Source organism: Gemmobacter aquarius (assembly GCF_003060865.1).
Taxonomy (GTDB): Bacteria; Pseudomonadota; Alphaproteobacteria; order Rhodobacterales; family Rhodobacteraceae; genus Paragemmobacter; species Paragemmobacter aquarius.
This window is the reverse complement of the sequence record NZ_CP028918.1, coordinates 2,858,683-2,877,477: the sequence shown is the minus strand read 5'-3', so window position 1 is coordinate 2,877,477 and position 18,795 is coordinate 2,858,683. Positions and strand designations below refer to the sequence as shown.

General features: G+C 66.5%; 18 protein-coding genes. 9 read left to right on the top strand and 9 right to left on the bottom strand.

The annotated features are described in order from the left end of the window. The first annotated feature begins 19 nt into the window (after nucleotides 1-19). From HYN69_RS13870 to HYN69_RS13845, 6 genes are all read left to right on the top strand, one after another. Nucleotides 20-979 carry a LysR family transcriptional regulator gene (locus HYN69_RS13870; RefSeq protein ID WP_159082482.1) on the top strand — a complete coding sequence of 320 codons (960 nt, stop codon included), beginning with the start codon at nucleotides 20-22 and terminating at the stop codon, nucleotides 977-979. A 126-nt stretch (nucleotides 980-1,105) separates the two neighbouring features. After that, nucleotides 1,106-2,260 (top strand): aromatic ring-hydroxylating oxygenase subunit alpha, encoded by a 1,155-nt coding sequence (locus HYN69_RS13865; RefSeq protein WP_108436256.1) that lies wholly within the window; start codon nucleotides 1,106-1,108, stop codon nucleotides 2,258-2,260. A 50-nt stretch (nucleotides 2,261-2,310) separates the two neighbouring features. Further along, nucleotides 2,311-2,724: a RidA family protein gene (locus HYN69_RS13860; protein WP_108436255.1), complete on the top strand. Its 414-nt coding sequence runs from the start codon at nucleotides 2,311-2,313 to the stop codon at nucleotides 2,722-2,724. 167 nt (nucleotides 2,725-2,891) lie between these two features. After that, a complete protein-coding gene (locus HYN69_RS13855) occupies nucleotides 2,892-3,569 on the top strand; it encodes a DUF1028 domain-containing protein (protein ID WP_108436254.1) in 678 nt (225 codons plus the stop codon). Nucleotides 3,570-3,724: 155 nt separating this feature from the next. After that, nucleotides 3,725-4,654 carry a LysR substrate-binding domain-containing protein gene (locus HYN69_RS13850; RefSeq protein ID WP_108436253.1) on the top strand — a complete coding sequence of 310 codons (930 nt, stop codon included), beginning with the start codon at nucleotides 3,725-3,727 and terminating at the stop codon, nucleotides 4,652-4,654. 43 nt (nucleotides 4,655-4,697) lie between these two features. Beyond that, nucleotides 4,698-5,423: a sirohydrochlorin chelatase gene (locus HYN69_RS13845; protein ID WP_108436252.1), complete on the top strand. Its 726-nt coding sequence runs from the start codon at nucleotides 4,698-4,700 to the stop codon at nucleotides 5,421-5,423. On the opposite strand, the gene HYN69_RS13840 is transcribed toward HYN69_RS13845, so the two are convergent. Together HYN69_RS13840 and HYN69_RS13835 are read right to left on the bottom strand one after the other, a co-directional pair. Next, nucleotides 5,393-7,021, bottom strand: a complete 1,629-nt coding sequence (locus HYN69_RS13840) for an ATP-binding protein (protein WP_108436251.1) — start codon at nucleotides 7,019-7,021, stop codon at nucleotides 5,393-5,395. The two genes, HYN69_RS13845 and HYN69_RS13840, sit on opposite strands and share 31 nt — an antisense overlap. Beyond that, nucleotides 6,970-8,028, bottom strand: coding sequence for a PAS domain S-box protein (locus HYN69_RS13835; protein ID WP_108436250.1), 1,059 nt, complete (start codon nucleotides 8,026-8,028; stop codon nucleotides 6,970-6,972). The genes HYN69_RS13840 and HYN69_RS13835 overlap by 52 nt, the downstream gene beginning before the upstream one ends. A 143-nt stretch (nucleotides 8,029-8,171) precedes the next feature. Here HYN69_RS13835 and HYN69_RS13830 point away from each other — a divergent pair, with 143 nt between their 5' ends. Next, the gene (locus tag HYN69_RS13830; RefSeq protein ID WP_108436249.1) at nucleotides 8,172-8,792 is read left to right on the top strand and encodes a response regulator transcription factor; all 621 of its coding nucleotides are present in this window, start codon (nucleotides 8,172-8,174) and stop codon (nucleotides 8,790-8,792) included. Nucleotides 8,793-8,862: 70 nt separating this feature from the next. Here the strand turns inward: HYN69_RS13830 and HYN69_RS13825 are convergent, their stop codons facing one another. The 6 genes from HYN69_RS13825 to HYN69_RS13800 all read right to left on the bottom strand — a co-directional run bounded on the left by HYN69_RS13825 (nucleotide 8,863) and on the right by HYN69_RS13800 (nucleotide 15,986). After that, complete coding sequence (locus HYN69_RS13825; RefSeq protein ID WP_108436248.1) at nucleotides 8,863-10,257, bottom strand: glutamine synthetase family protein; 1,395 nt, start codon at nucleotides 10,255-10,257, stop codon at nucleotides 8,863-8,865. 4 nt (nucleotides 10,258-10,261) lie between these two features. Further along, nucleotides 10,262-11,626, bottom strand: coding sequence for an aspartate aminotransferase family protein (locus HYN69_RS13820; RefSeq protein ID WP_108437221.1), 1,365 nt, complete (start codon nucleotides 11,624-11,626; stop codon nucleotides 10,262-10,264). Between the two features lie 144 nt (nucleotides 11,627-11,770). After that, a complete protein-coding gene (locus tag HYN69_RS13815; protein ID WP_108436247.1) occupies nucleotides 11,771-13,345 on the bottom strand; it encodes a 5-guanidino-2-oxopentanoate decarboxylase in 1,575 nt (524 codons plus the stop codon). Further along, a complete protein-coding gene (locus HYN69_RS13810; protein WP_108436246.1) occupies nucleotides 13,342-14,526 on the bottom strand; it encodes a pyridoxal phosphate-dependent aminotransferase in 1,185 nt (394 codons plus the stop codon). The genes HYN69_RS13815 and HYN69_RS13810 overlap by 4 nt, the downstream gene beginning before the upstream one ends. Nucleotides 14,527-14,546: 20 nt before the next feature. Beyond that, nucleotides 14,547-15,203 (bottom strand): TetR family transcriptional regulator C-terminal domain-containing protein, encoded by a 657-nt coding sequence (locus tag HYN69_RS13805; RefSeq protein WP_108436245.1) that lies wholly within the window; start codon nucleotides 15,201-15,203, stop codon nucleotides 14,547-14,549. Between the two features lie 114 nt (nucleotides 15,204-15,317). Next, entirely contained in the window at nucleotides 15,318-15,986 is a 669-nt protein-coding gene (locus HYN69_RS13800; protein WP_230426426.1) for an SH3 domain-containing protein, read from the bottom strand. A 180-nt stretch (nucleotides 15,987-16,166) separates the two neighbouring features. Between HYN69_RS13800 and HYN69_RS13795 the strand changes: the two genes are divergently transcribed. After that, entirely contained in the window at nucleotides 16,167-17,153 is a 987-nt protein-coding gene (locus HYN69_RS13795; RefSeq protein ID WP_108436244.1) for a 2-hydroxyacid dehydrogenase, read from the top strand. A 110-nt stretch (nucleotides 17,154-17,263) separates the two neighbouring features. Then, entirely contained in the window at nucleotides 17,264-17,752 is a 489-nt protein-coding gene (locus HYN69_RS13790) for a pyridoxamine 5'-phosphate oxidase family protein (RefSeq protein ID WP_108436243.1), read from the top strand. Here the strand turns inward: HYN69_RS13790 and HYN69_RS13785 are convergent. After that, the gene (locus HYN69_RS13785) at nucleotides 17,749-18,747 is read right to left on the bottom strand and encodes an NAD-dependent epimerase/dehydratase family protein (protein WP_108437219.1); all 999 of its coding nucleotides are present in this window, start codon (nucleotides 18,745-18,747) and stop codon (nucleotides 17,749-17,751) included. The genes HYN69_RS13790 and HYN69_RS13785 overlap by 4 nt on opposite strands. Nucleotides 18,748-18,795: the final 48 nt, after the last annotated feature.

Genomic DNA, 18,795 nt, shown 5'->3' with positions numbered 1-18,795 from the left:
GATGCATGGCGAAAATGTTATGAATGATCCCGACACGCTACTTCGCAAAGGGCTGAAGCTCAGCCATCTGCGCCTCCTGCACGCACTGGCCGAAACCGGCCAGATCGGCCTTGCCGCAGGCCGCCTCTCCATCGCCCAACCCGCCGCCAGCCGCCTTCTGGCCGAGGTCGAGCGTATCGCGGGCCAACCCGTCCACCTTCGCACCGGGCGCGGCATCACGCTTACCCCGATGGGCGAGGCGCTGGCCCGCCGCGCCGCCCGCGTGGTGACCGAACTGCGCGACGCCGAACGCGAGATTTCCGAAATCGCCTCGGGCGGGTCGGGCCATGTCAGGATCGGGTCCGTCACCGGCCCCGCGCTCGACCGCCTGCTCCCCGCGCTCCGCACCGCCCGCCTCGCCCTGCCGGGCATCACCGCCGAGGCGGTCGTCGCAACTTCCGACGTCCTTGGCCAGCACCTCATTTCCGGACGGCTCGATTTCGCCATCGGCCGCATGCCTGACGGGATGGAGGACCACCTGACCCTCTCGGCCCCGATCGACAGCGAACCCGTGGCGCTGATGGTCCGCCGTGGCCACCGCCTCGCGCTTCAGGACCGGATCGAACCGACCGACCTGATGGGCTACGACTGGGTGCTTCCCCCGCCCGAGGCGCTGCTGACCCGTGCCGTGCTCGCCCGCCTTCGGGCGCTGGGCCTGCCGCCGCCGCCGCAGCGTCTGGCAACTGCGTCCTTCCTGCTGACGCTGGCGCTGATCCAGCAATCCAATGCCATCGCCCCCTTGGCCCGCGCCGTCTGCGACCGTTTCGGCTCGGCCCCCCTGTCGCCTGCAGGCACGCCCTATGTCATCCTGCCGCTCGACCTTGGCATAACCGTCGAACCCTACGGCCTTCTGACCCGCACCGGCACGATCCTGACACCCGTCGCGCGCCGCCTTGCCACGATGATCGCCACGGGACAGGACGCGCCGGGCTTTGATTAGGCTGCGCCAAAGCCTTGCGGCGGAACATCCTGCTTGTCCTGCCCGCCTTGCTGCCCGAAACTGGCCCTCGCCGCCCGCCTGCCACAGCGGCGCGACCCCATCCCGACCCGACCGGAAAGCCCGCCGATGACCACGCATGATCCCGCCCTTGGCCCTGCAGCTGCCTCGGCCCTCGCCGAATTGCGCGCCAATGTCGCAGACGCATTCGAACGCGCCCGCGCCATGCCGAAATCGGTCTATACCTCGCCCGACTTCGCCGCCGCCGAACAGCGCCACATCTTCGCCCGCGACTGGCTTTGCGCGGGCCGCGCCGACGCGTTGAAGGAACCGGGCGATTACCTGACCATGCAGATCGCGGGCGAACCCGTCATCATCCTGCGCGACCGCGACGGCGCCTTGCGCGGCATGTCCAATGTCTGTCGCCACCGCATGTCGACCCTGCTCGAAGGCCGCGGCCATGTCCGCGCCATCACCTGCCCCTATCACGCCTGGACCTACAACCTCGATGGCACCCTGCGCGGCGCGCCCGCCATGACCCTGAACGAAGGCTTCTGCAAGGATGCCATCCGCCTGCCGCAGATCCGCGTGGTCAACTGGCTCGGCTGGGTGCTCGTTACCCTCGACCCCGATGCCCCCGATCCCGCCACGCGCCTGAAGCCGGTCGAAGACCTCGTCGGCTACCTCGACATGTCGACCTATACCGAAACCTTCCGCGAAGACTTCCGCTGGGCGACCAACTGGAAGGTGCTGGCCGAGAATTTCATGGAAAGCTACCACCTTCCCGCCTGCCACGCGGGCACCATCGGCGGCAGTTGCGACCTTGCGCTGATGACCTGCCCCGAAGGCGACCCCGCCTTCAACTATCACTGGATCGTCAAAAACGACACCGTCCCCCTTGCGCTCGCCCATCCCGCCAACACCACGCTGACCGGCGACCAGCGCCGCATCACATGGCTTCTGGCGATCTACCCCTCGCTTCTGATCACCCTGACACCGGGATATTTCTGGTATCTCTGCCTCACACCCGACGGCCCCGGCCATGTCAACGTCACTTTCGGCGGCGGCATGAGCGCCGACTGGATGGCCGACCCCGAAGCCACCGCCAACCTCGCCGCCGTCAAGGCCCTGCTGGATAGGGTGAACATCGAAGACAAAGGCTGCACCGAACGCGTCTACCGCGGCCTCTGTGCCAACCTCTCCAGCCCGGGCCCGCTGAGCCACCTCGAACGGCCCAATTTCGAATTCGCCCGCTACATCGCCGACATGATGCCCGAAGCCTGACGTTCCCCCGGCCCCACATCCGGCCGCACCCACCATATCAGCAGGACAAAATGGCCCACACCCGCCACCGCAAGTTCAACACCCGTGACACCTACCCCGAACAGAAACTCGACAACGATCTGGCCCAAGCGGTCGTCGCCCGCGGCACGATGATCTTCCTGCGCGGCCAATGCCCGCAAGACCTCGACACCGCGCAGAACATAGGCAGCCACGATCCGGTCGAACAGACCCACAAGGTCATGCAGAACATCCGCCAACTGGTGGAAGAATGCGGCGGCAAGATGGAGCACGTGACCAAGCTCGTCGTCTACCTGACCGACGTGCGCCACCGCGAGGCGGTCTACCGCACCATGGGCGAATACATCAAAGGCGTGTTTCCGGTCTGCACCGGCCTCGTCGTCGTGGCGCTTGCCCGCCCCGACTGGCTGGTCGAGATCGACGCCACCGCGGTGATCCCCGACTGACCCCGAAAGAACGGGGGGCTTTCCGCCCCCGCGCCCGCCTTGCGGGCTTCCCCCCGAGGATATTTGAAGACAGAAAATGAAGCCAAGGTATTTTCTGTCCTGAAATATCCTGCAGGGGGTCCGGGGGACGCAAAGTCCCCCGGCCTTTGCCAAAGGAACTGCACCTGATGACATTCTCTCTCCTCGCCCGCTGCGCCACCACCGGCCGCTTCGGCATGGTGATCTCCTCCTCCTCGCCCGCCGTCGCCGCCCGCTGCGCCCATGCGCGGGCCGGGGTAGGGGTGGCCGCGACCCAGAACATCACCGATCCGACACTCGGCCCGCGCCTCCTCGATCTCATGGCCGCAGGGCACTCCGCGCATGAAGCGATGTCCGCCATCGTGGCATCTGCCCCGCATATCGCCTATCGCCAACTGCTCTGCATCGACGCCCAAGGCCGCACCGCCCTCCATTCCGGCGCGCATATCCTCGGCACATGGAACACCGCCCAAGGGCCGGGTTGCGTTGCCGGAGGCAATCTACTTGCCCATGACGGCGTGCCGCAAGCGATGGTCGATGCCTTCGCGGCATCTTCCGGCACCCTCGGCGACCGCCTGATCGCTGCCCTGCGCGCCGGACGCGATGCGGGTGGCGAAGCAGGCCCCGTCCATTCCGCAGGCCTTCTGATGGTCGACGCCGATACATGGCCCTGCGCCGAACTCCGCTGCGACTGGGTGGATGACACCTGCCCGATCGAAGCCGTCGCCCGCGCATGGCAGGTCTACGCCCCGCAAATGCCTGCCTACCTGCAACGCGCCCGCGACCCGCGCGAAGCACCCTCATACGGCGTGCCCGGCAACGAGTAGTCGCGCACCCCGTCAAGGGCAAGCGCGCCTCCCTCCCCCTCGGGGGAGGGTCGGGGTGGGGGCGTCGGAACAGGGCCACCGGCAGGAAGCATACATTCCGGCCCGTCACACTGTCGCATCTTCCCCCCGCCGCCCCGCCGCGCTAGCCTTCGGCCATGCCGCTGCGCTTTACCCTTCGCCAGATCGAATACCTGATCGCTGTCGCCGATGCCGGATCGGTCGCCTTGGCCGCCGAACGGCTCCACGTTTCCTCGCCCTCGATCTCGGCCGCCATCTCGCAGCTCGAAGCCGAATTCGGCCTGCAGCTCTTCATCCGCCGCCACGCGCAAGGCCTGTCGCTCACCGAAGGCGGCCGCCAGTTCGTCACTGCCGCCCGCGCCATCCTGACAGCCGCCGCCGACCTGAACGACCGCGCCTCGGAACTGACCGGAACCGTGTCGGGCAGCGTCTCGGTCGGCTGTCTGCTGACCTTCGCGCACGTCCTTCTCCCCCGCCTGCGCCGCAGTTTCGCCGATGCCCACCCGCAGGTCGAATTCCGGCAATCCGAGCACGACCACGCCGCCCTGATCGACGCGCTGCGCCATGGCCGCATCGATGCAGCCCTCAGCTACGACATGCAGGTGCCGCCCGACCTCGCCTTCCAGCCGCTCCTGTCGCTGCCGCCCTATGCCCTGCTGGCCGAGGACCATCCCCTCGCCACGCGCAAGACCGTCACCCCCGACGACCTCGCACCCCATCCGATGGTGCTGCTCGATCTGCCCTATAGCACCGATTATTTCCTGTCCTTCTTCACCCGCGCAAAACCCCGCATCGCCGAACGGACCCGCGACATGGGCGTGATGCGGGCGATGGTCGCCAACGGGTTCGGCTATTCCATCGCCAACATCCGCCTCGGGTCCGACCGAGCGCCCGATGGTGCCAAACTGGTCTTCGTGCCGCTGGAAACCACGCGTGCCCCGATGTGTATGGGCCTGATCCTGCCCGCCCAGACCCCGCCGCGCCGCACGGTCGCGGCCTTCGTCGACCATTGCCGCGCCACCGTCACCGATGCCGTCCTGCCCGGTCTCTCCTCTCCCCACGCTTGACGCGCCCCGTTCCACGGTTACATCGCAGGCGAAAGGAGCGACCATGCCCGCAGCCCTCATCATCTCGCACGGCCAACCCTCCGACCCGGCCCCGGCCGAGGCCGAACTCGCCGCCCTCGCCGCCCGCGTGCAGGCGCTGATGCCCGACTGGCACGTTGCCTCGGCAACGCTCGCCACGCCCGATGCGCTGGCCGACCAGATCGCCAAGGCCGGACCGCAGGGCTTCGCATATCCGATGTTCATGGCCGATGGCTGGTTCACCCGCGACCACCTGCCCAAACGGCTGGCCGAGGCGGGTGGCACAGGCTGGCAGGTGCTCGACCCTTTCGGCATCGACGAAGGCCTGCAACGCCTTACCGTCACCCTCGCGTCCGAAGCCGCCGCCGCGCGCGGGCTTGCCCCGGCAGATACGGCCCTTCTTCTGGCCGCACATGGCTCGTTCCGCAGCCCGGCCCCGGCGCGGGTGGCCAATGCCATGGCCGACCGGCTGAAGCGTGACACAGGCTTTGCGCGGGTCGAGGCCGCCTTCATCGACCAGACCCCGCGCATCGTCGAAGCCGCCGCCGGCTTTCCCGCAGGCTCGCTCGTCCTGCCCTTCTTTGCCGCCAAAGGCGGGCATGTCATCGATGATTTACCCGAGGCGCTCGAGCAAGCCGGTCTCAAGGGAACGCTGCTCGAACCCGTGGGCCTTGATCCCCGTGTTCCGGCCCTGATCGCTGCCGCGCTGCAGTCGGCCCGTCAGGCCACGCTTTCCAGCACCGAAAGCTGATCCTCCAGCGCCGCCCGCGTTGCCCGCCATATGGCGGGCAGGTTGGCGCGCTCGCGGTCCAGATCGTCGCGCGACCCGACCTTTGCCGCGCTCTCCACCGCCGACAGCACGAAGCGCAGCCGCGCCGTCCCGAAGGTGCCGCAGGTTCCGGCAAGCTGATGCGATAGCCGCGCCACCTCGTCATCATGCACCAAACCGCTCAAGTCGCCGATCCGCCCCACCGTCACTTCGGCCTCTTCGACCAACCGCTGGATCAGCATCACCGCCATTTCCTGCCCGATCTGCTCTACCAACTCGTTCAGGGCGGAGAGGTCCAGCACATCGGCCTCTGTCGCATCCTCGTCCTCCACCGCGCCGGACGCCGCCCCCCCGGCAAGACGGCGCAGCAATTCGATGCGACTGACCGGCTTGGTCAAACCCGTCTCCATCCCGACCGAGCGGAAGCGCGACTCCTCCTCGGGCATGGCGTGGGCAGTCAGGGCAAGGATGCGCGTCTGCGCCGACAGCCCGCCTGATGCGCGGATGCGCTCGGTCGCCGTAACCCCGTCCATCCGTGGCATCGACACATCCATCAAGATTGCATCGAAACGCCGCCCCACCGCCTGTTCCACACCGTCCAGACCATCGACCGCCTCGGTGACGCTGTGCCCCGCCGCTTCCAGATAGCGCCGCAGCAGGAAACGGTTGATCTCGTTATCCTCGACCACCAGCACGTCGAGCGGTCTGGCCACCGGCACATCAACGGCCGGTTCGGCTGATCTCTCCGCAGACGGGGCCGGCTTCGGCGTGCGCGCCACCTCGCTCCCCTCGGTCTCGACGCCAAGCGGCAGGCGCAGCCAGAACAGGCTGCCTTCACCATCCACGCTTTCGGCCCCGATCTCGCCGCCCATAGCATCCGCCAGACGGCGGGCGATGCCAAGGCCAAGTCCGGTCCCGCCCTGTTTGCGCCCGTAGCTGGCATCGACTGTCACGAAATCCTGAAAAATCCGCGCAAGATCGTCTTCCGATATCCCGATCCCGCTGTCGATCACCCGGAATTCGAACATCTTGCGCCGGGGCTGTCTTGCGCCGTCGACCAGACATTCCGTCTCGACCGTGACCGTGCCGTTGTCAGTGAACTTCACCGCATTGCCGATCAGGTTCAGCAAGATCTGCCGGATGCGCCCCGCATCGCCCGTCACCTCGCCAAGCGGCCCGCTCAACTGCACGACCGACAGTTTCGTGCCCCGCATCGCGGCAAGTCCGCTCTGGTTCGCCACCGTATCCTCGACCAAGCGGTCCAGATCGAACCGCGCCTCGACGATCTGCATCGCCCCTGCCTCGGCCTTGCTGATATCAAGCACCGAATTCACATGCCCGAGCAGAATATCGCCCGAGGTTTCCATGATCCCCAACAACTCGCGTTGTCCGGCATCCAGCGCTGTCTGTCCCATCAGGTCCATCGACCCGATCAGCCCGTTCAGCGGTGTCCGCATCTCGTGGCTCATCACGGCAAGGAACTCGGCCTTGGTCTTTTCGCCTGCAAGCGCGCGCTCAAGCGCATCGGTCAGGTCGCGCTGCGCCTTGCGCCGTTCCGAGATGTCGCGCACGAAAGCCACGATAAGGCTGCCCCCGCCGGACGCGACAGGGCAATCGAGATTTCCGCCGGAAAATCGGTGCCGTCGCTGCGTCGCGCATCGATCTCCATCCTCAAAGGCTCGCGACCGTCGGTCATGCCCGCCATCGCATCGCGCAGGGCCCGGCCTTGGCCGCCTTCGGCTCCGTCGGCAAACAGCAGATCGGTTCCGGTCTTGCCAAGCACCGCCTCGCGCCGATGGCCAAAGATGATCTGAGCGGCGGGGTTGAATTCGAGGATCTTGCCCGACGGATCCGTCACCACGATCCCGTCAGCCGAATTTGCGATGATCGTCGCAAGCCGGGCGCTCGTCTGGCGCACCTCTTCGGCCCGGGTTTCAGACACGCGGTAAAGCCGCGCCATCACAAGCGCCAGCGCGGTCAGCATCAGGATCAGGCCAACCGTCAGGATCGCCAGCCGCAGCAGCGTGTCCGACATCGACATCCGCTGCACATCCGAAAGCGATGCAAAATCGGTCAGCGCACGCAAGGTCAGGCTGCGCGCCGCCGCCCTGACGTCGGGCAGGCGTTGCGCCAGCGCGGGGATTTCCTCGCGCAGCTTCACATCCGACCCGTCGATCACTGCGACTTCCATGTCGAGGAACTGCCGCAGCATGCTGTAATCCGCAGCATACCCTTCCTTTCCCAGAAGCGGCGCATAGACCGGGCTTTGCTCCAGCATCGACACACGGCTGTAAAACACGTTGAACCAGCGCCGCACCTCGTCAAGCTGGGCGGCCGGGTCTGCGGGGCGATCCTCGGCAAGCACGGTCAGGGCTGCGGCCTGCAACCGCAGCACCTCGACCTCGGTCTGCATCATCACCCATTGCGTATTGTCGGAATTCGCCGCTTCCAGCGCCTTGAGCCGCGTCTTGACGTCCAGCGCCAGCGTGACGATCGCCACGACACAGATACCGACTAAGACCAGTGCCCCTGCAAAACGCAGCGTCTTGAACCATTCAGCCACAGGCGGGCGTCCGCCAAACGTCATTTCACCACGTCCCGCACCGGATTTCGGATCTTTCTGCAAACCTAATGCACAAGAGGCTTGCGTTCCATCTTGTTCTGCATCGAATGATGGTACCAATAGTATGGGATGGCAGCGTGTTTCCGGGTGACGATAGACCACAATCGATGCGAATCCTTCTTGCAGACGATCACGATCTCGTGCGCGAAACACTTGCGGCTTTCCTTCTTGCCGAAGGCTTCGCCGAGGTTCGCACGGTCGGCGACTTGCCGGCCGCACTTTTAGAACTGGCGGGCCAGACCCGCTTCGACATGGTGTTGCTCGACTACCAGATGCCCGGCATGAACGGCCTCGAAGGACTTTTGAAAGCAAAGGAAGTGGTTCGCGTCGCGGCAAAGAAGACGCCCGTCGCCATCATTTCGGGCACCACCAACCGCGAACTGGCCGAAGCCGCCCTCGCGGCCGGAGCGGCAGGCTTCGTGCCCAAAACGCTTGCCTCGCGTGCGATGGTCGCGGCCATCCAGGCCATGGCCTCGGGCGAGGTTTTCGCCCCCCTGTCGCTGCTGATGCAAGACACCCCCGTTGCCGAGGTGTTGGCGGCCCTCACCAAACGCGAGGTCGACGTGCTTCGGGGCATCTGCGAGGGCAAGTCGAACAAGGAAATCGCCCGCGACCTCGACCTGCAAGAGGTGACGGTCAAGCTGCACGTCAAGACCCTGTCGCGCAAACTCGGCGCCAAGAACCGCACTCATGCAGCGATGATCGCCCGCGACGCAGGCATGAGCTAGGCCAGAACCCCCTGACCCGCCGCGATTTTTCTGCGAAAAATCCCGCCCCGCCTGCGCCGTCGCGCCTGTCTCAGACCGTGTGCAGATACAGGTCGAAATCGACCTCGCTGACCGTGCGGGCCACGCGCGCGTATTCCGCCGCCTTGATCGCGGTAAAGGTACGGTGCATCTCGGACCCTAGCGCTTGTTTCAGAAAGGCCGATCCTTCCGCCGCCGTAATGGCCGACCGCCAGTCGACCGGAATGGGTGGCGCATCCTGTGCGTCGGCATAGCCGTTTCCGGTGGTTTCCGGCCCCGGATCGATCCGGTTCGCCATGCCGTGCCGCAGCCCGGCCAGCACCGTCGCCGCCACCAGATAGGGGTTCGCATCCACCCCCGCGGGCCGATGCTCGATCCGCCGCGCCTTGATGTCGCCCGCCGGAATCCGCAAGGCGACCGAGCGGTTGTTCACCCCCCAAGTCGGGCTGACCGGCGCATAGCTTTGCGACGCAAAGCGCCGCCACGAATTCGCATGCGGCGCAAAGACCAGCATCGATTCGCCCATCGTCGCCCGCATCCCGCCCAAAGCGTGCAGGATCGTTTCGGACCATTGGCCCTCGACCGCCTCGACAAAGACATTCTTGCCGCCCGCATCCATAAGGCTGACGTGGAAATGCATCCCCGATCCGGCATATTTCTCGACCGGCTTGGCCATGAAGCAGGCCGTCACCCCATGCGCCCGCGCCTGTGCCCGCACGATCCGCTTCAGGCGCATCAGATCATCCGCCGCCTGCATCACATCCGTCCGGTAATGCAGCGTCAGCTCATACTGCCCCGGCGCATATTCCGAGATCATGGTCTCGGCCTTGATCCCGGCCTTGGCCGCGCCCGCGTAGATGTCGGAAAACAGCGGCAGCATCCCGTGCAGGTGGTCGACGCTGTAAACCTCGGTCTTGAAGCTTGCGCGCCCGTCCAGCACATCGCGGGCAGGCTGCACCTTGCCATCCGGCCCGCGCTGGTTGTGGAGCAGGAAGAACTCCAGCTCGAATGCGCCAGAAGGGTAAAGCCCTTCCGCCGCCAGCGCATCGACCTGTGCCTGAAGCGCATGGCGCGGGTCTGATCCCATCTTGGCCCCGTCCAGATCATACATCGACATGAACAGCTCGCCCCGCGGCGGGTTGGTGCCATGCAGCGGCACCAGTGTTCCCGGAATGGGCCATGCCCGCAGATCGCCGTCGCCCTGATCCCAGATCAGCCCGGTCTCGTGCACATCCTCGCCGCAGATATCCAAGCCAAGGATCGAGATCGGCAGATGCCGCCCGCCTTTGTAAAGCGCGGTCAATTCGTGGCGGCGGATGATCTTGCCCCGCCCGATCCCGTTGGCATCGTGCAATACGATGTCGAAGGCCTCGATTTCCGGATGGGCGGCCAGAAAGGCCTCGGCCTCGGCCAGTGTGCTGCCCGAAGGGCTTTGTGTATCAGTCATGGGATCACTCGAAGAGGTCGGTCAGGATTTCGTCAAAAGCGGCGATCAGCCGGTCGATCTGCCGTTTCGTGGTGGCAGGGCTGACCAGCATCATGTTATGGAACGGCGCGATCAGACAGCCACGGTTCAACAGCGCGGTATGGATCGCGGCCTCCAGCGCAGGCTGATGCGCGGCCCCCGCCTCGGTTCCGTTCCTGAGCGGCCCCTTGGCGCAAATGAACTCGACCCGCGCCCCGACCCGCACCACATGCCACGGCGCCTTGTGCCGTTCGATCGCCGCAGAAAGGCCCGCGGCCAGCCGCGCAGCGCCCTTGTCCATCTTGGCGTAATTGGCGGGCGTCATCACCTCGGCCAACGTGGCCCGCAGGCAGGCGAACTGCACCGGATTGCCCGAAAGCGTGGTCCCCATGCCCGAATGGCCTGCGGGGCGGGCATCGTCATAGGCCCTGAACCGCGCAGCAACATCGGGCGAAAGCCCCCAGACGGCAGTGGGCATGCCCCCAGCCACGCATTTGCCCACGACAAAGATGTCGGGCTGCAACCCATGCACGCCGGTATAACCGCCAAGTCCGGTCGAAAGCGTATGCGTCTCGTCGATGATCAGCAGGCTGCCGTAGCGCCGCGTCAGGTCGCGCAACCCTTGCAGAAAGCCCGCCTCGGGCAGCACCATGCAGCAATTGGTCATCACAGGCTCGGTCAGCACCGCCGCGACCTCGCCCGTGGCCAGTGCCGCCTCGACCGCCGCCAGATCGTTGAATTCCACCGCCACCGCGCCAAGCGTCAGGTCTTGCACCTGCCCGACCAGCCCCACGCGGTTGACAGTGTGCCCGCCCGACAATTCCACCATCGTGTCGTCCAGCGTGCCATGATAGCAGCCGTTGAACACCAGCACCTTGGGCCGCCCCGTCACCGCCCGCGCCACCCGCAACGCAAAGCGGTTGGCATCGGTCGCGGTGGTAGCAATCTGCCAGCGGAAATCACCGAAGCGTTCGGTCAGCAGATGCCCCGCTTCCAGCGCATCGGTCGTCGGCAGCATATAGGTCAGCCCGCGCCGCGCCTGATGACGGATCGCCTTTGCCACGGGCGCGGGCGAGTGGCCGAACATCGACCCCGTGTCGCCCAGACAGAAATCGTCGATCTCGTAGCCGTCGATATCGGTCAGCCGCGCGCCTTGGGCCTTGGCGACCACCGGCAGATGCGGCATCGGCCAATCGGTCATCCAATGCATCGGCACGCCGTACAGAAACGCGCCCGATCCGGCCGCCATCGCCTCGGCCGACAGCTTGCGCCCGGCCCCGAAACGCCGCGCCTCGCGTTCGGCAATTGCGCCAAGGCGGTCAGCCCGTACCCCTGCAATGGTCTTTGTCATGGCCGCGCCACCCGTCATTTCCAGCAAAAACCTTATGGCGCGGAATTTGATCAAATGGAAGCGGGCAGTTTATCCGCTCATGCCGGAGCGGGGGGTTCACACCCCCCGCACCCCCCACCTTGGGACATTTGGGCCAGCGTGAAATCAGGACAGAACGCGCACTTCGATCAGGCGCGGGCCGTCATGGGGTTGGCGCAGCGCCGCTGTCAGTGCCTCGGGCGTTTCTGCGACGCTCTGGAAGCCAAGGTCGCAGGCAGCGGCAAGGTGTTCGAGCTTCAAGGGTGACGGCGAACACCCGATGATCTCGGTCTGCGCGTCGCGCATCGCTTCGGCGATCTCGCGGTAGCTTGCGTTGTTCCAGACGACATAGGTGACGGGCAGGCCTTCATCGACCGCGACACGCATCTCGGCGGGGTCGAACTGCAACCCGCCGTCCCCCACAAGGCAGATGACCGGCGCACCGGGGGCTGCGACAGAAGCACCGATTGCAGCACCCAGCCCGTAGCCAAGCGCCCCATATCCGGTCGCAGCATTGAACCAGCCGCCCGCGCGGTCGGGATCGAAGAACAGGTTTCCCGCATAGACCGGCTGGGTAGAATCGCCCACGATGATAGCCCCCGGCACCGCGTCGCGGATCGCCTCGACCATCGCCAGTTGCGCCGGCATCGACGGATGCAGCCCCGCCAGTTCCGCCCGCGCCGCGACCCGCGCCGCCGCGGCCCGCGCCAGCCCGTCGCCCTTGCGCGGGGTGACAAGCGGCAACAGCGCGTCAATCGCCCCGGCCACGCTGGTCTGCACCGCCACCGCCGCCGGATGCCGCCGCAGCTGCTCGGCGCAAAGATCGACGCGGATCATCCCCGACAGGTCGGGCAGGCCGCCGCGCATATACATGTCGTAATCGGTCGGCCCAAGCTCGGTGCCCAAAGCCAGCACCTGATCGGCCCCCGCGACCAGCGCCCGCACCGCATCAAGCGAGGGCGAGGCCGGAACCCCCAGCCCATGCCCATGCAGCATTCCCCGCGCGTTTACTGTCAGCACGACCGGCGCGTCCAGCCGTTCGGCCAGCGCGGTCAGGCCTGCGTCGCAGCCCCGCGCCCCGCCACCGGCAAGGATGACCACACGCGCAGCCCCGTCCAGCCGCGCCACCGCATCCGCAAGCGCCGCCTCGGGCGGGGCAGGGGGCGGCACCATAGCAGCCACCTCGGGCGCGGGGCAGGCCAGCCCCATTACATCGGTCGGAATCTCGATATGCACGGGGCCGGGCCGCCCGCTTGCCATCCGCGCAAAGGCACGGTCCAGCGCTGCCGACAGTTGCGCGGGGTCCTCCACCCGCTCGGTCGGGCACAGCTTGGCGATCATCGCCGACTGGTCGGGCAATTCGTGCAAATGCCCCAAGCCCCGCCCCAGCGACGCCCGCCGGTTCACCCCCGACACCACCAGCATCGGCACCGAATCCGCCTTGGCCTGCGCCATGGCCGTGATCGTGTTGGTCAGCCCCGGCCCGGTGATGACGAAAGCCACCCCCGGCTTGCCCGACACCCGCGCATAGCCATCGGCCATGAAGCCCGCGCCCTGTTCATGGCGCGGCGTCACATGCCGCATGCCGCCCCCCGCAAGCCCGCGATACAACTCGATCGTATGCACCCCCGGTATCCCGAAGACGACCTCGACCCCGCGTAGGCGCAACCCCTCGACCAAGGCATGTCCGACGGTCCTCATGCCGCACTCCTTCGCGCTTGGGCAAATCCCGCGATCCGGTCGCAGGCGGCGGCGATCACCTCGTCGGGTTGCGTCAGGCTGACGCGCAGCCAGCCCGCAAGCGCACTGCCGAAACTTTCCCCCGGCATCACCGCAACCTTGGCCTCCGCCAGCAGCGCCGCTGCGAACGCGTCGCCCGAAAGCCCGCTTTCGCGCACATCGACCAGCGCGAACATGCCCGCGCTGGGCCGATGCACCCGCAAGCCCGCCACCCCGTCCAGCCGTGCCGCGATCAATTCTGCCCGCCGCGCGAACCGCTCGACCATCCCCGCCGCCACCGGCGAAGGCGCCGAAACCGCAAGCGCGGTCGCATCGGCGATAAAGGGCTGGTTGCCGAACAGCATCGTCTCGGCCAGCGGCAGCAACTGGGCGCAAAACGCGGGCGAGCCCACGCACCAGCCCGACCGGAACCCCGGCGCAGCATGCGATTTGGAAATCGACGATGCGACGACCACCCGCTCGGCAAACTCGCCAAGATCGAGGGGCGAGGCGAAATCGACCCCCGCAAAACACATCTCCTCATAGACCTCGTCGCAGAGCACCCAAAGGTCATGCTTCGCCGCCACCTCGCACAGCGCCACCAGATCGGCCCGTGTCAGCACCGCGCCAGTCGGATTGTGCGGCGAATTCAGCATCAGCACGCGACTTTTCGGAGTGATCCGCGCCTCGACATCGGCGGCCTGCATCCGAAACCCGGCCTCTGCCCGCAGCGGCACCGGCACGACAGCGGCCCCCGTGGCGCGGATCAACCCCTCATAGGTCGCATACATCGGATCGCCCACCAGCACCTCGTCGCCCGCCGACACCATCGCCTGCAACACCGCGTAAAGCGTGGTCTGGGTGCCCGGAAAGCACATCACCTGATCCGTCCCGATCACCCGCCCGCGCCGCGCCGTGTAGCGTGCGGCCAGTGCCCGCAGCAGCGCAGGCTCGCCCCGCCCGTTGGAATAGCCCATCCGCCCCGCCTGCATCGCGGCCGCCGCAGCCGCCAGCAGCGCGGGCGGGGTCGCCACATCCGGCTCGCCGATGGTCAGCTCGATCACCGCCTCGCCCGCCGCCTTCATCTTGCGGGCGCGGATATGGATATCCCACTTCTCGCTGCCAAGTCCGGCAAGGCGGTCGGTCACGGGGGCGAAACGCATCGGTCTTTCCTTCGGTTCGGTCATTCGGAATGGGCATCGGGAACGGGCAGGGTCACACCCAGTATCGCGCCGGTCGCATCCAGCGCGATCCGCACCAGCTCGCCCCTTGTAAAGGCATCGGGCAGCGCCGCCCCCTCGATCCACAGCCCGTCGATCACGGCGTTGCAGGCGATGGCATCGCGCCGGTCCCGCGCCGGGTTTTGCTTGCGTCCGGGCAGGGCGGCGATCAGCCCCTGCAACTGCGTGCGGAAGCCCAGATAGGCCGCCTCATGCACCGACATCATCGCCGGATCGGTGCGCGACCGGTGCAGATAGGCCGCCCAGACCGCCAGCACGACAGGGTCGAGGATCGCAGGCTGGAAATTCGACGCCACGAAAACCGCAAGCCGCGCCAAGGGGTCATCCACCGCCGCATCGGCCAGCGATTGCACGGCGCTTTGCGTCATCCCCTCCATAACGCTGCGATAGGCGGTCTGGGTCAGCTCTTCCTTCGAGGCGAAGTAATGCCGGATCAATCCGGGCGTGACCCCCGCCCGTTCGGCAATCGCGCGAACGGTCGCCGCAGCGGCGCCGCCCTCGGCCACAAGCTGGATCGCCGCGGCGATCAGATCGTCACGCCGCTTCTCCTCGCCCTCGCGGCGGTAGGGTCGGCGTGTATTGGTCGGGGCGACGGTCATGGGCAGGCAATCCGCAACAACAGGGCACCATATGAATTATACGTTTGAACAATAACAGTCACGCAAAAGGTGGCGTCAAAACCGGAAATCCGGTCTATCCCTGCCTTGCGGCTGCTATTCGATCACCTCACCCGGATCGACACCCCAAAGCGCCGACGTCCGCACCCAGCCCTTTTCACCATCGACCGACAGGCGGCACCAGTCCGGCACACATTCCTGTATCCATCCCACGACATTGCGCTCGGCCTGAAACGAAACCTCGGCGTCATCGCGTGGCGCATCGCGGAAATCGGCGACATCGGCAGTCACCAGCGCCGAGCGCACGCCCGAAAGCAGCGCGTAATGCACCCAGCCGCCCGCACCATCGGCATCCTCGATCCGGCGCCAATGCTCGTATTCCGCCGTGATCCGCAGCGGCATGCCCGAGCGGGTGAACACCCAGTCGATACGGTGCGTCAACCCCGGTCCACGCCGCGCATTTCCCTCGTTGCCCTTCAGGCTGACAAAGCGCGGCAAGGGCAGGTTCGTCACCGACCCCCGCGTCGGATCACGCGGCGGCACCCGCGGCTTGGCAATCGCAGGCTGGACCTGCGGCGCGGCAAGCGCCGGCGCTTCCTTGACCCCGGCCGCCTCCGCCCCGTCGATGAAGGGGGCCGCCAGCGTCTCGGGGCGCGGTGCGGGGCGCTTTGCCCCAAGCTCCTCGGCCGCCACGACCCCGGCCCCCACGACCCCGGCCAAGACGATCATGCAAAAGCCGATCACCGCCCGCTTGCCAATTCCCATTGCGTCCGCCTGTGTCCATCTCGCGAAAAGACACCGGTCGCCCGGCCCTTCGCTCTGCCTTGTTGCCCGTTCCACGGCGCTCTTTCCGGCGCCCCGTCCCAGCAGGGTCTTGTGCCTTTCCCCGCTTCCCGCCACTTTGCCACCCATGATGCGGATTTGGAAGTGCAAGGGAGGAACCTCATGCCCGCAACCCGGCTGAGTGTTGTCGTGACGCGACGGTTGCCAGAAGCGGTCGAAACCCGCATGACCGAACTTTTCGACGTAGAACTGCGCGACACAGACGCGCCCATGACCCGCGACGAACTGGCCAGCGCCCTGCGCCGCGCCGATGTTCTTGTGCCCACGATCACCGACGCGATAGACGCAGGCCTTCTGGCGCAGGCGGGCGACCGGCTGAAGCTGATCGCCAATTACGGCGCGGGCGTCGACCATATCGACGTGGGCACGGCGCGGTCGCGCGGCATCCTTGTGTCGAACACTCCCGGCGTGCTGACCGAAGACACCGCCGACATGGCCATGGCGCTTGTGCTTGCCGTCACCCGCCGCATCCCCGAAGGGCTCGCGCTGATGCAATCGGGCGACTGGCACGGCTGGTCGCCCCTGTCCTTGCTGGGTGGCCGGATCGGCGGCAAACGCCTCGGCATCCTCGGCATGGGGCGCATCGGTCAGGCCGTGGCCCGCCGCGCCCGCGCCTTCGGGATGCAGGTCCATTACCACAACCGCCGCCGCGTCCGCCCCGAGGTGGAAGCCGAACTCGAAGCGACCTATTGGGAAAGCCTCGACCAGATGGTCAGCCGGATGGATGTGATAAGCGTTAACTGTCCGCATACGCCCTCGACCTTCCACCTGATGAACGCGCGGCGCCTGAAACTGATGAAACCCACCGCCGTGATCGTGAACACGTCGCGCGGCGAGGTGATCGACGAAAACGCCCTGACCCGCATGCTGCGCGCGGGTGAATTGGCGGGCGCGGGTCTCGACGTCTACGAACGCGGGGCCGAGATCAACCCCCGCCTGCGCGAACTCCCCAACGTGGTCCTCTTGCCGCATATGGGATCGGCGACCCGCGAAGGCCGGATCGAGATGGGCGAAAAAGTCATCATCAACATCAAGACCTTCGCCGATGGCCACCGCCCGCCCGATCAGGTCGTGCCGGGTATGCTCTGACCCGCGCGCCGGCCTGCGACGCGAAGCACCAGACCCGCCAACGCGCAGCGCAGGGGAACGGTCACGGCCTCGGATGCGTTCCCTTTCCGACACAGGGAAAGGGAAATTCCATGACCGACGATGCCGATATCCGCGCCCGCTTCTGGCGCGCCCTCCATTCCGACCGGACTGTCATGCTGGGCCTGCAAGGCGGCGAAGCCGCGCCGCGCCCGATGACCGTGATGACCGAGGGGGACGCCGATCACGGCCCCTTGTGGATATTCACCTCCAAGGAAACCGAACTTGGCGAAGCGGTGCAAACCACCAGCCAAGCCTTCTTCACCTTCGCTTCCAAAGGCCACGATGTGTTTGCCACCGTCCATGGCCTGCTTTCGCCCGATACCGACCGCGCGAGGGTGGCAAAACTCTGGAATCCCTTCGTCGCCGCATGGTATCCCCAAGGGCAGGACGACCCAACGCTCCTCCTGCTCCGCTTCGACCCGTCACAGGCCGAGATGTGGCTCAACGGATCAAGCCTCGTCGCGGGCCTCAAGATGCTGCTCGGGGCCGACCCCAAGCAGGATTATCAAGACTATGTGACCAAGGGACCGCTGGCCTAGACCCGGTAATAGTCGCGGTACCATGCAACGAAACGCCCCACCCCCTCGGCTATGCCGGTGCGGGGCAGGGTGCCGGTCAGCGCCTCGATCAGCGCCGCATCGGCCCATGTGGCGGGCACGTCGCCCGCCTGCATCGGCAGGAACCGCTTTTCGGCGCTCTGCCCCAGTGCAGCCTCGATCGCGCTAACGAACTCCATCAACCCGACCGGCGCGCCATTGCCGATATTGACCACGCGAAACGGCGCGACGGCGGACAGACTGTCCATCCCGCCCACCGCTTCCCCGCCCGGCGGCACGCCAATCAGCCGCACGATCCCTTCGACCAGATCGTCGACATAGGTAAAATCCCGCCGCATGTCGCCATGGTTGTAAATGTCGATCGGTTCCCCCGCGAGGATGGCGCGGACGAATTTGAACAGTGCCATGTCGGGCCGCCCCCAGGGACCATAGACCGTAAAGAAGCGGAACATGGTCGTGGGAATAGCGTAAAGATGTGCATAGGAATGGCCCATCGCCTCGGTCGCCTTCTTGGTGGCGGCATAGAACGACATGGGGCTGTCGGCCTTGTGCACCTCGGCATAGGGCATCTCGGTATTGGCCCCGTAGACAGATGAGGTCGAGGCCATCAACAGATGCGCAGGCTGCACCGCCCGCGCCGCCTCGAGCACCTCGAAGGTGCCGATCAGGTTCGCCTCGACGTAAGACCGCGGCGCGTCGATGGAATGGCGCACCCCCGCCTGCGCCGCAAGGTGGACGATCACATCCACCCCCTCGGCCAGTTCGCGCACCAGCCCAGCCGTCTCGACCCGCCCTTCGACCGGGCGGAACCCCGGCTGCTGGGCCAGCATCCCGTGCCGCCGTTGCTTCAGGCTTACGTCATAATAGTCGGTCATCGCATCGAGGCCGGTGACACTCCACCCCTCGGCCAACAACCGCGCCGTCAGGTGATACCCGATGAACCCGGCCGACCCCGTCACCAATGCCCGCTGTCCCATGCCCGTCCCCTTCATGCCAAGCCCAATTCGCCCATCCGGCAAGGCATG

What these genes read in the sequence shown, in the direction of transcription:
- HYN69_RS13870 (WP_159082482.1), top strand. Translation starts at nt 20, where the DNA reads ATGAATGATCCCGACACGCTACTTCGCAAAGGGCTGAAGCTCAGCCAT.
- HYN69_RS13865 (WP_108436256.1), top strand. Translation starts at nt 1,106, where the DNA reads ATGACCACGCATGATCCCGCCCTTGGCCCTGCAGCTGCCTCGGCCCTC.
- HYN69_RS13860 (WP_108436255.1), top strand. Translation starts at nt 2,311, where the DNA reads ATGGCCCACACCCGCCACCGCAAGTTCAACACCCGTGACACCTACCCC.
- HYN69_RS13855 (WP_108436254.1), top strand. Translation starts at nt 2,892, where the DNA reads ATGACATTCTCTCTCCTCGCCCGCTGCGCCACCACCGGCCGCTTCGGC.
- HYN69_RS13850 (WP_108436253.1), top strand. Translation starts at nt 3,725, where the DNA reads ATGCCGCTGCGCTTTACCCTTCGCCAGATCGAATACCTGATCGCTGTC.
- HYN69_RS13845 (WP_108436252.1), top strand. Translation starts at nt 4,698, where the DNA reads ATGCCCGCAGCCCTCATCATCTCGCACGGCCAACCCTCCGACCCGGCC.
- HYN69_RS13835 (WP_108436250.1), bottom strand. Translation starts at nt 8,028, where the DNA reads ATGACGTTTGGCGGACGCCCGCCTGTGGCTGAATGGTTCAAGACGCTG.
- HYN69_RS13830 (WP_108436249.1), top strand. Translation starts at nt 8,172, where the DNA reads ATGCGAATCCTTCTTGCAGACGATCACGATCTCGTGCGCGAAACACTT.
- HYN69_RS13825 (WP_108436248.1), bottom strand. Translation starts at nt 10,257, where the DNA reads ATGACTGATACACAAAGCCCTTCGGGCAGCACACTGGCCGAGGCCGAG.
- HYN69_RS13820 (WP_108437221.1), bottom strand. Translation starts at nt 11,626, where the DNA reads ATGACAAAGACCATTGCAGGGGTACGGGCTGACCGCCTTGGCGCAATT.
- HYN69_RS13815 (WP_108436247.1), bottom strand. Translation starts at nt 13,345, where the DNA reads ATGAGGACCGTCGGACATGCCTTGGTCGAGGGGTTGCGCCTACGCGGG.
- HYN69_RS13810 (WP_108436246.1), bottom strand. Translation starts at nt 14,526, where the DNA reads ATGCGTTTCGCCCCCGTGACCGACCGCCTTGCCGGACTTGGCAGCGAG.
- HYN69_RS13805 (WP_108436245.1), bottom strand. Translation starts at nt 15,203, where the DNA reads ATGACCGTCGCCCCGACCAATACACGCCGACCCTACCGCCGCGAGGGC.
- HYN69_RS13800 (WP_230426426.1), bottom strand. Translation starts at nt 15,986, where the DNA reads ATGGGAATTGGCAAGCGGGCGGTGATCGGCTTTTGCATGATCGTCTTG.
- HYN69_RS13795 (WP_108436244.1), top strand. Translation starts at nt 16,167, where the DNA reads ATGCCCGCAACCCGGCTGAGTGTTGTCGTGACGCGACGGTTGCCAGAA.
- HYN69_RS13790 (WP_108436243.1), top strand. Translation starts at nt 17,264, where the DNA reads ATGACCGACGATGCCGATATCCGCGCCCGCTTCTGGCGCGCCCTCCAT.
- HYN69_RS13785 (WP_108437219.1), bottom strand. Translation starts at nt 18,747, where the DNA reads ATGGGACAGCGGGCATTGGTGACGGGGTCGGCCGGGTTCATCGGGTAT.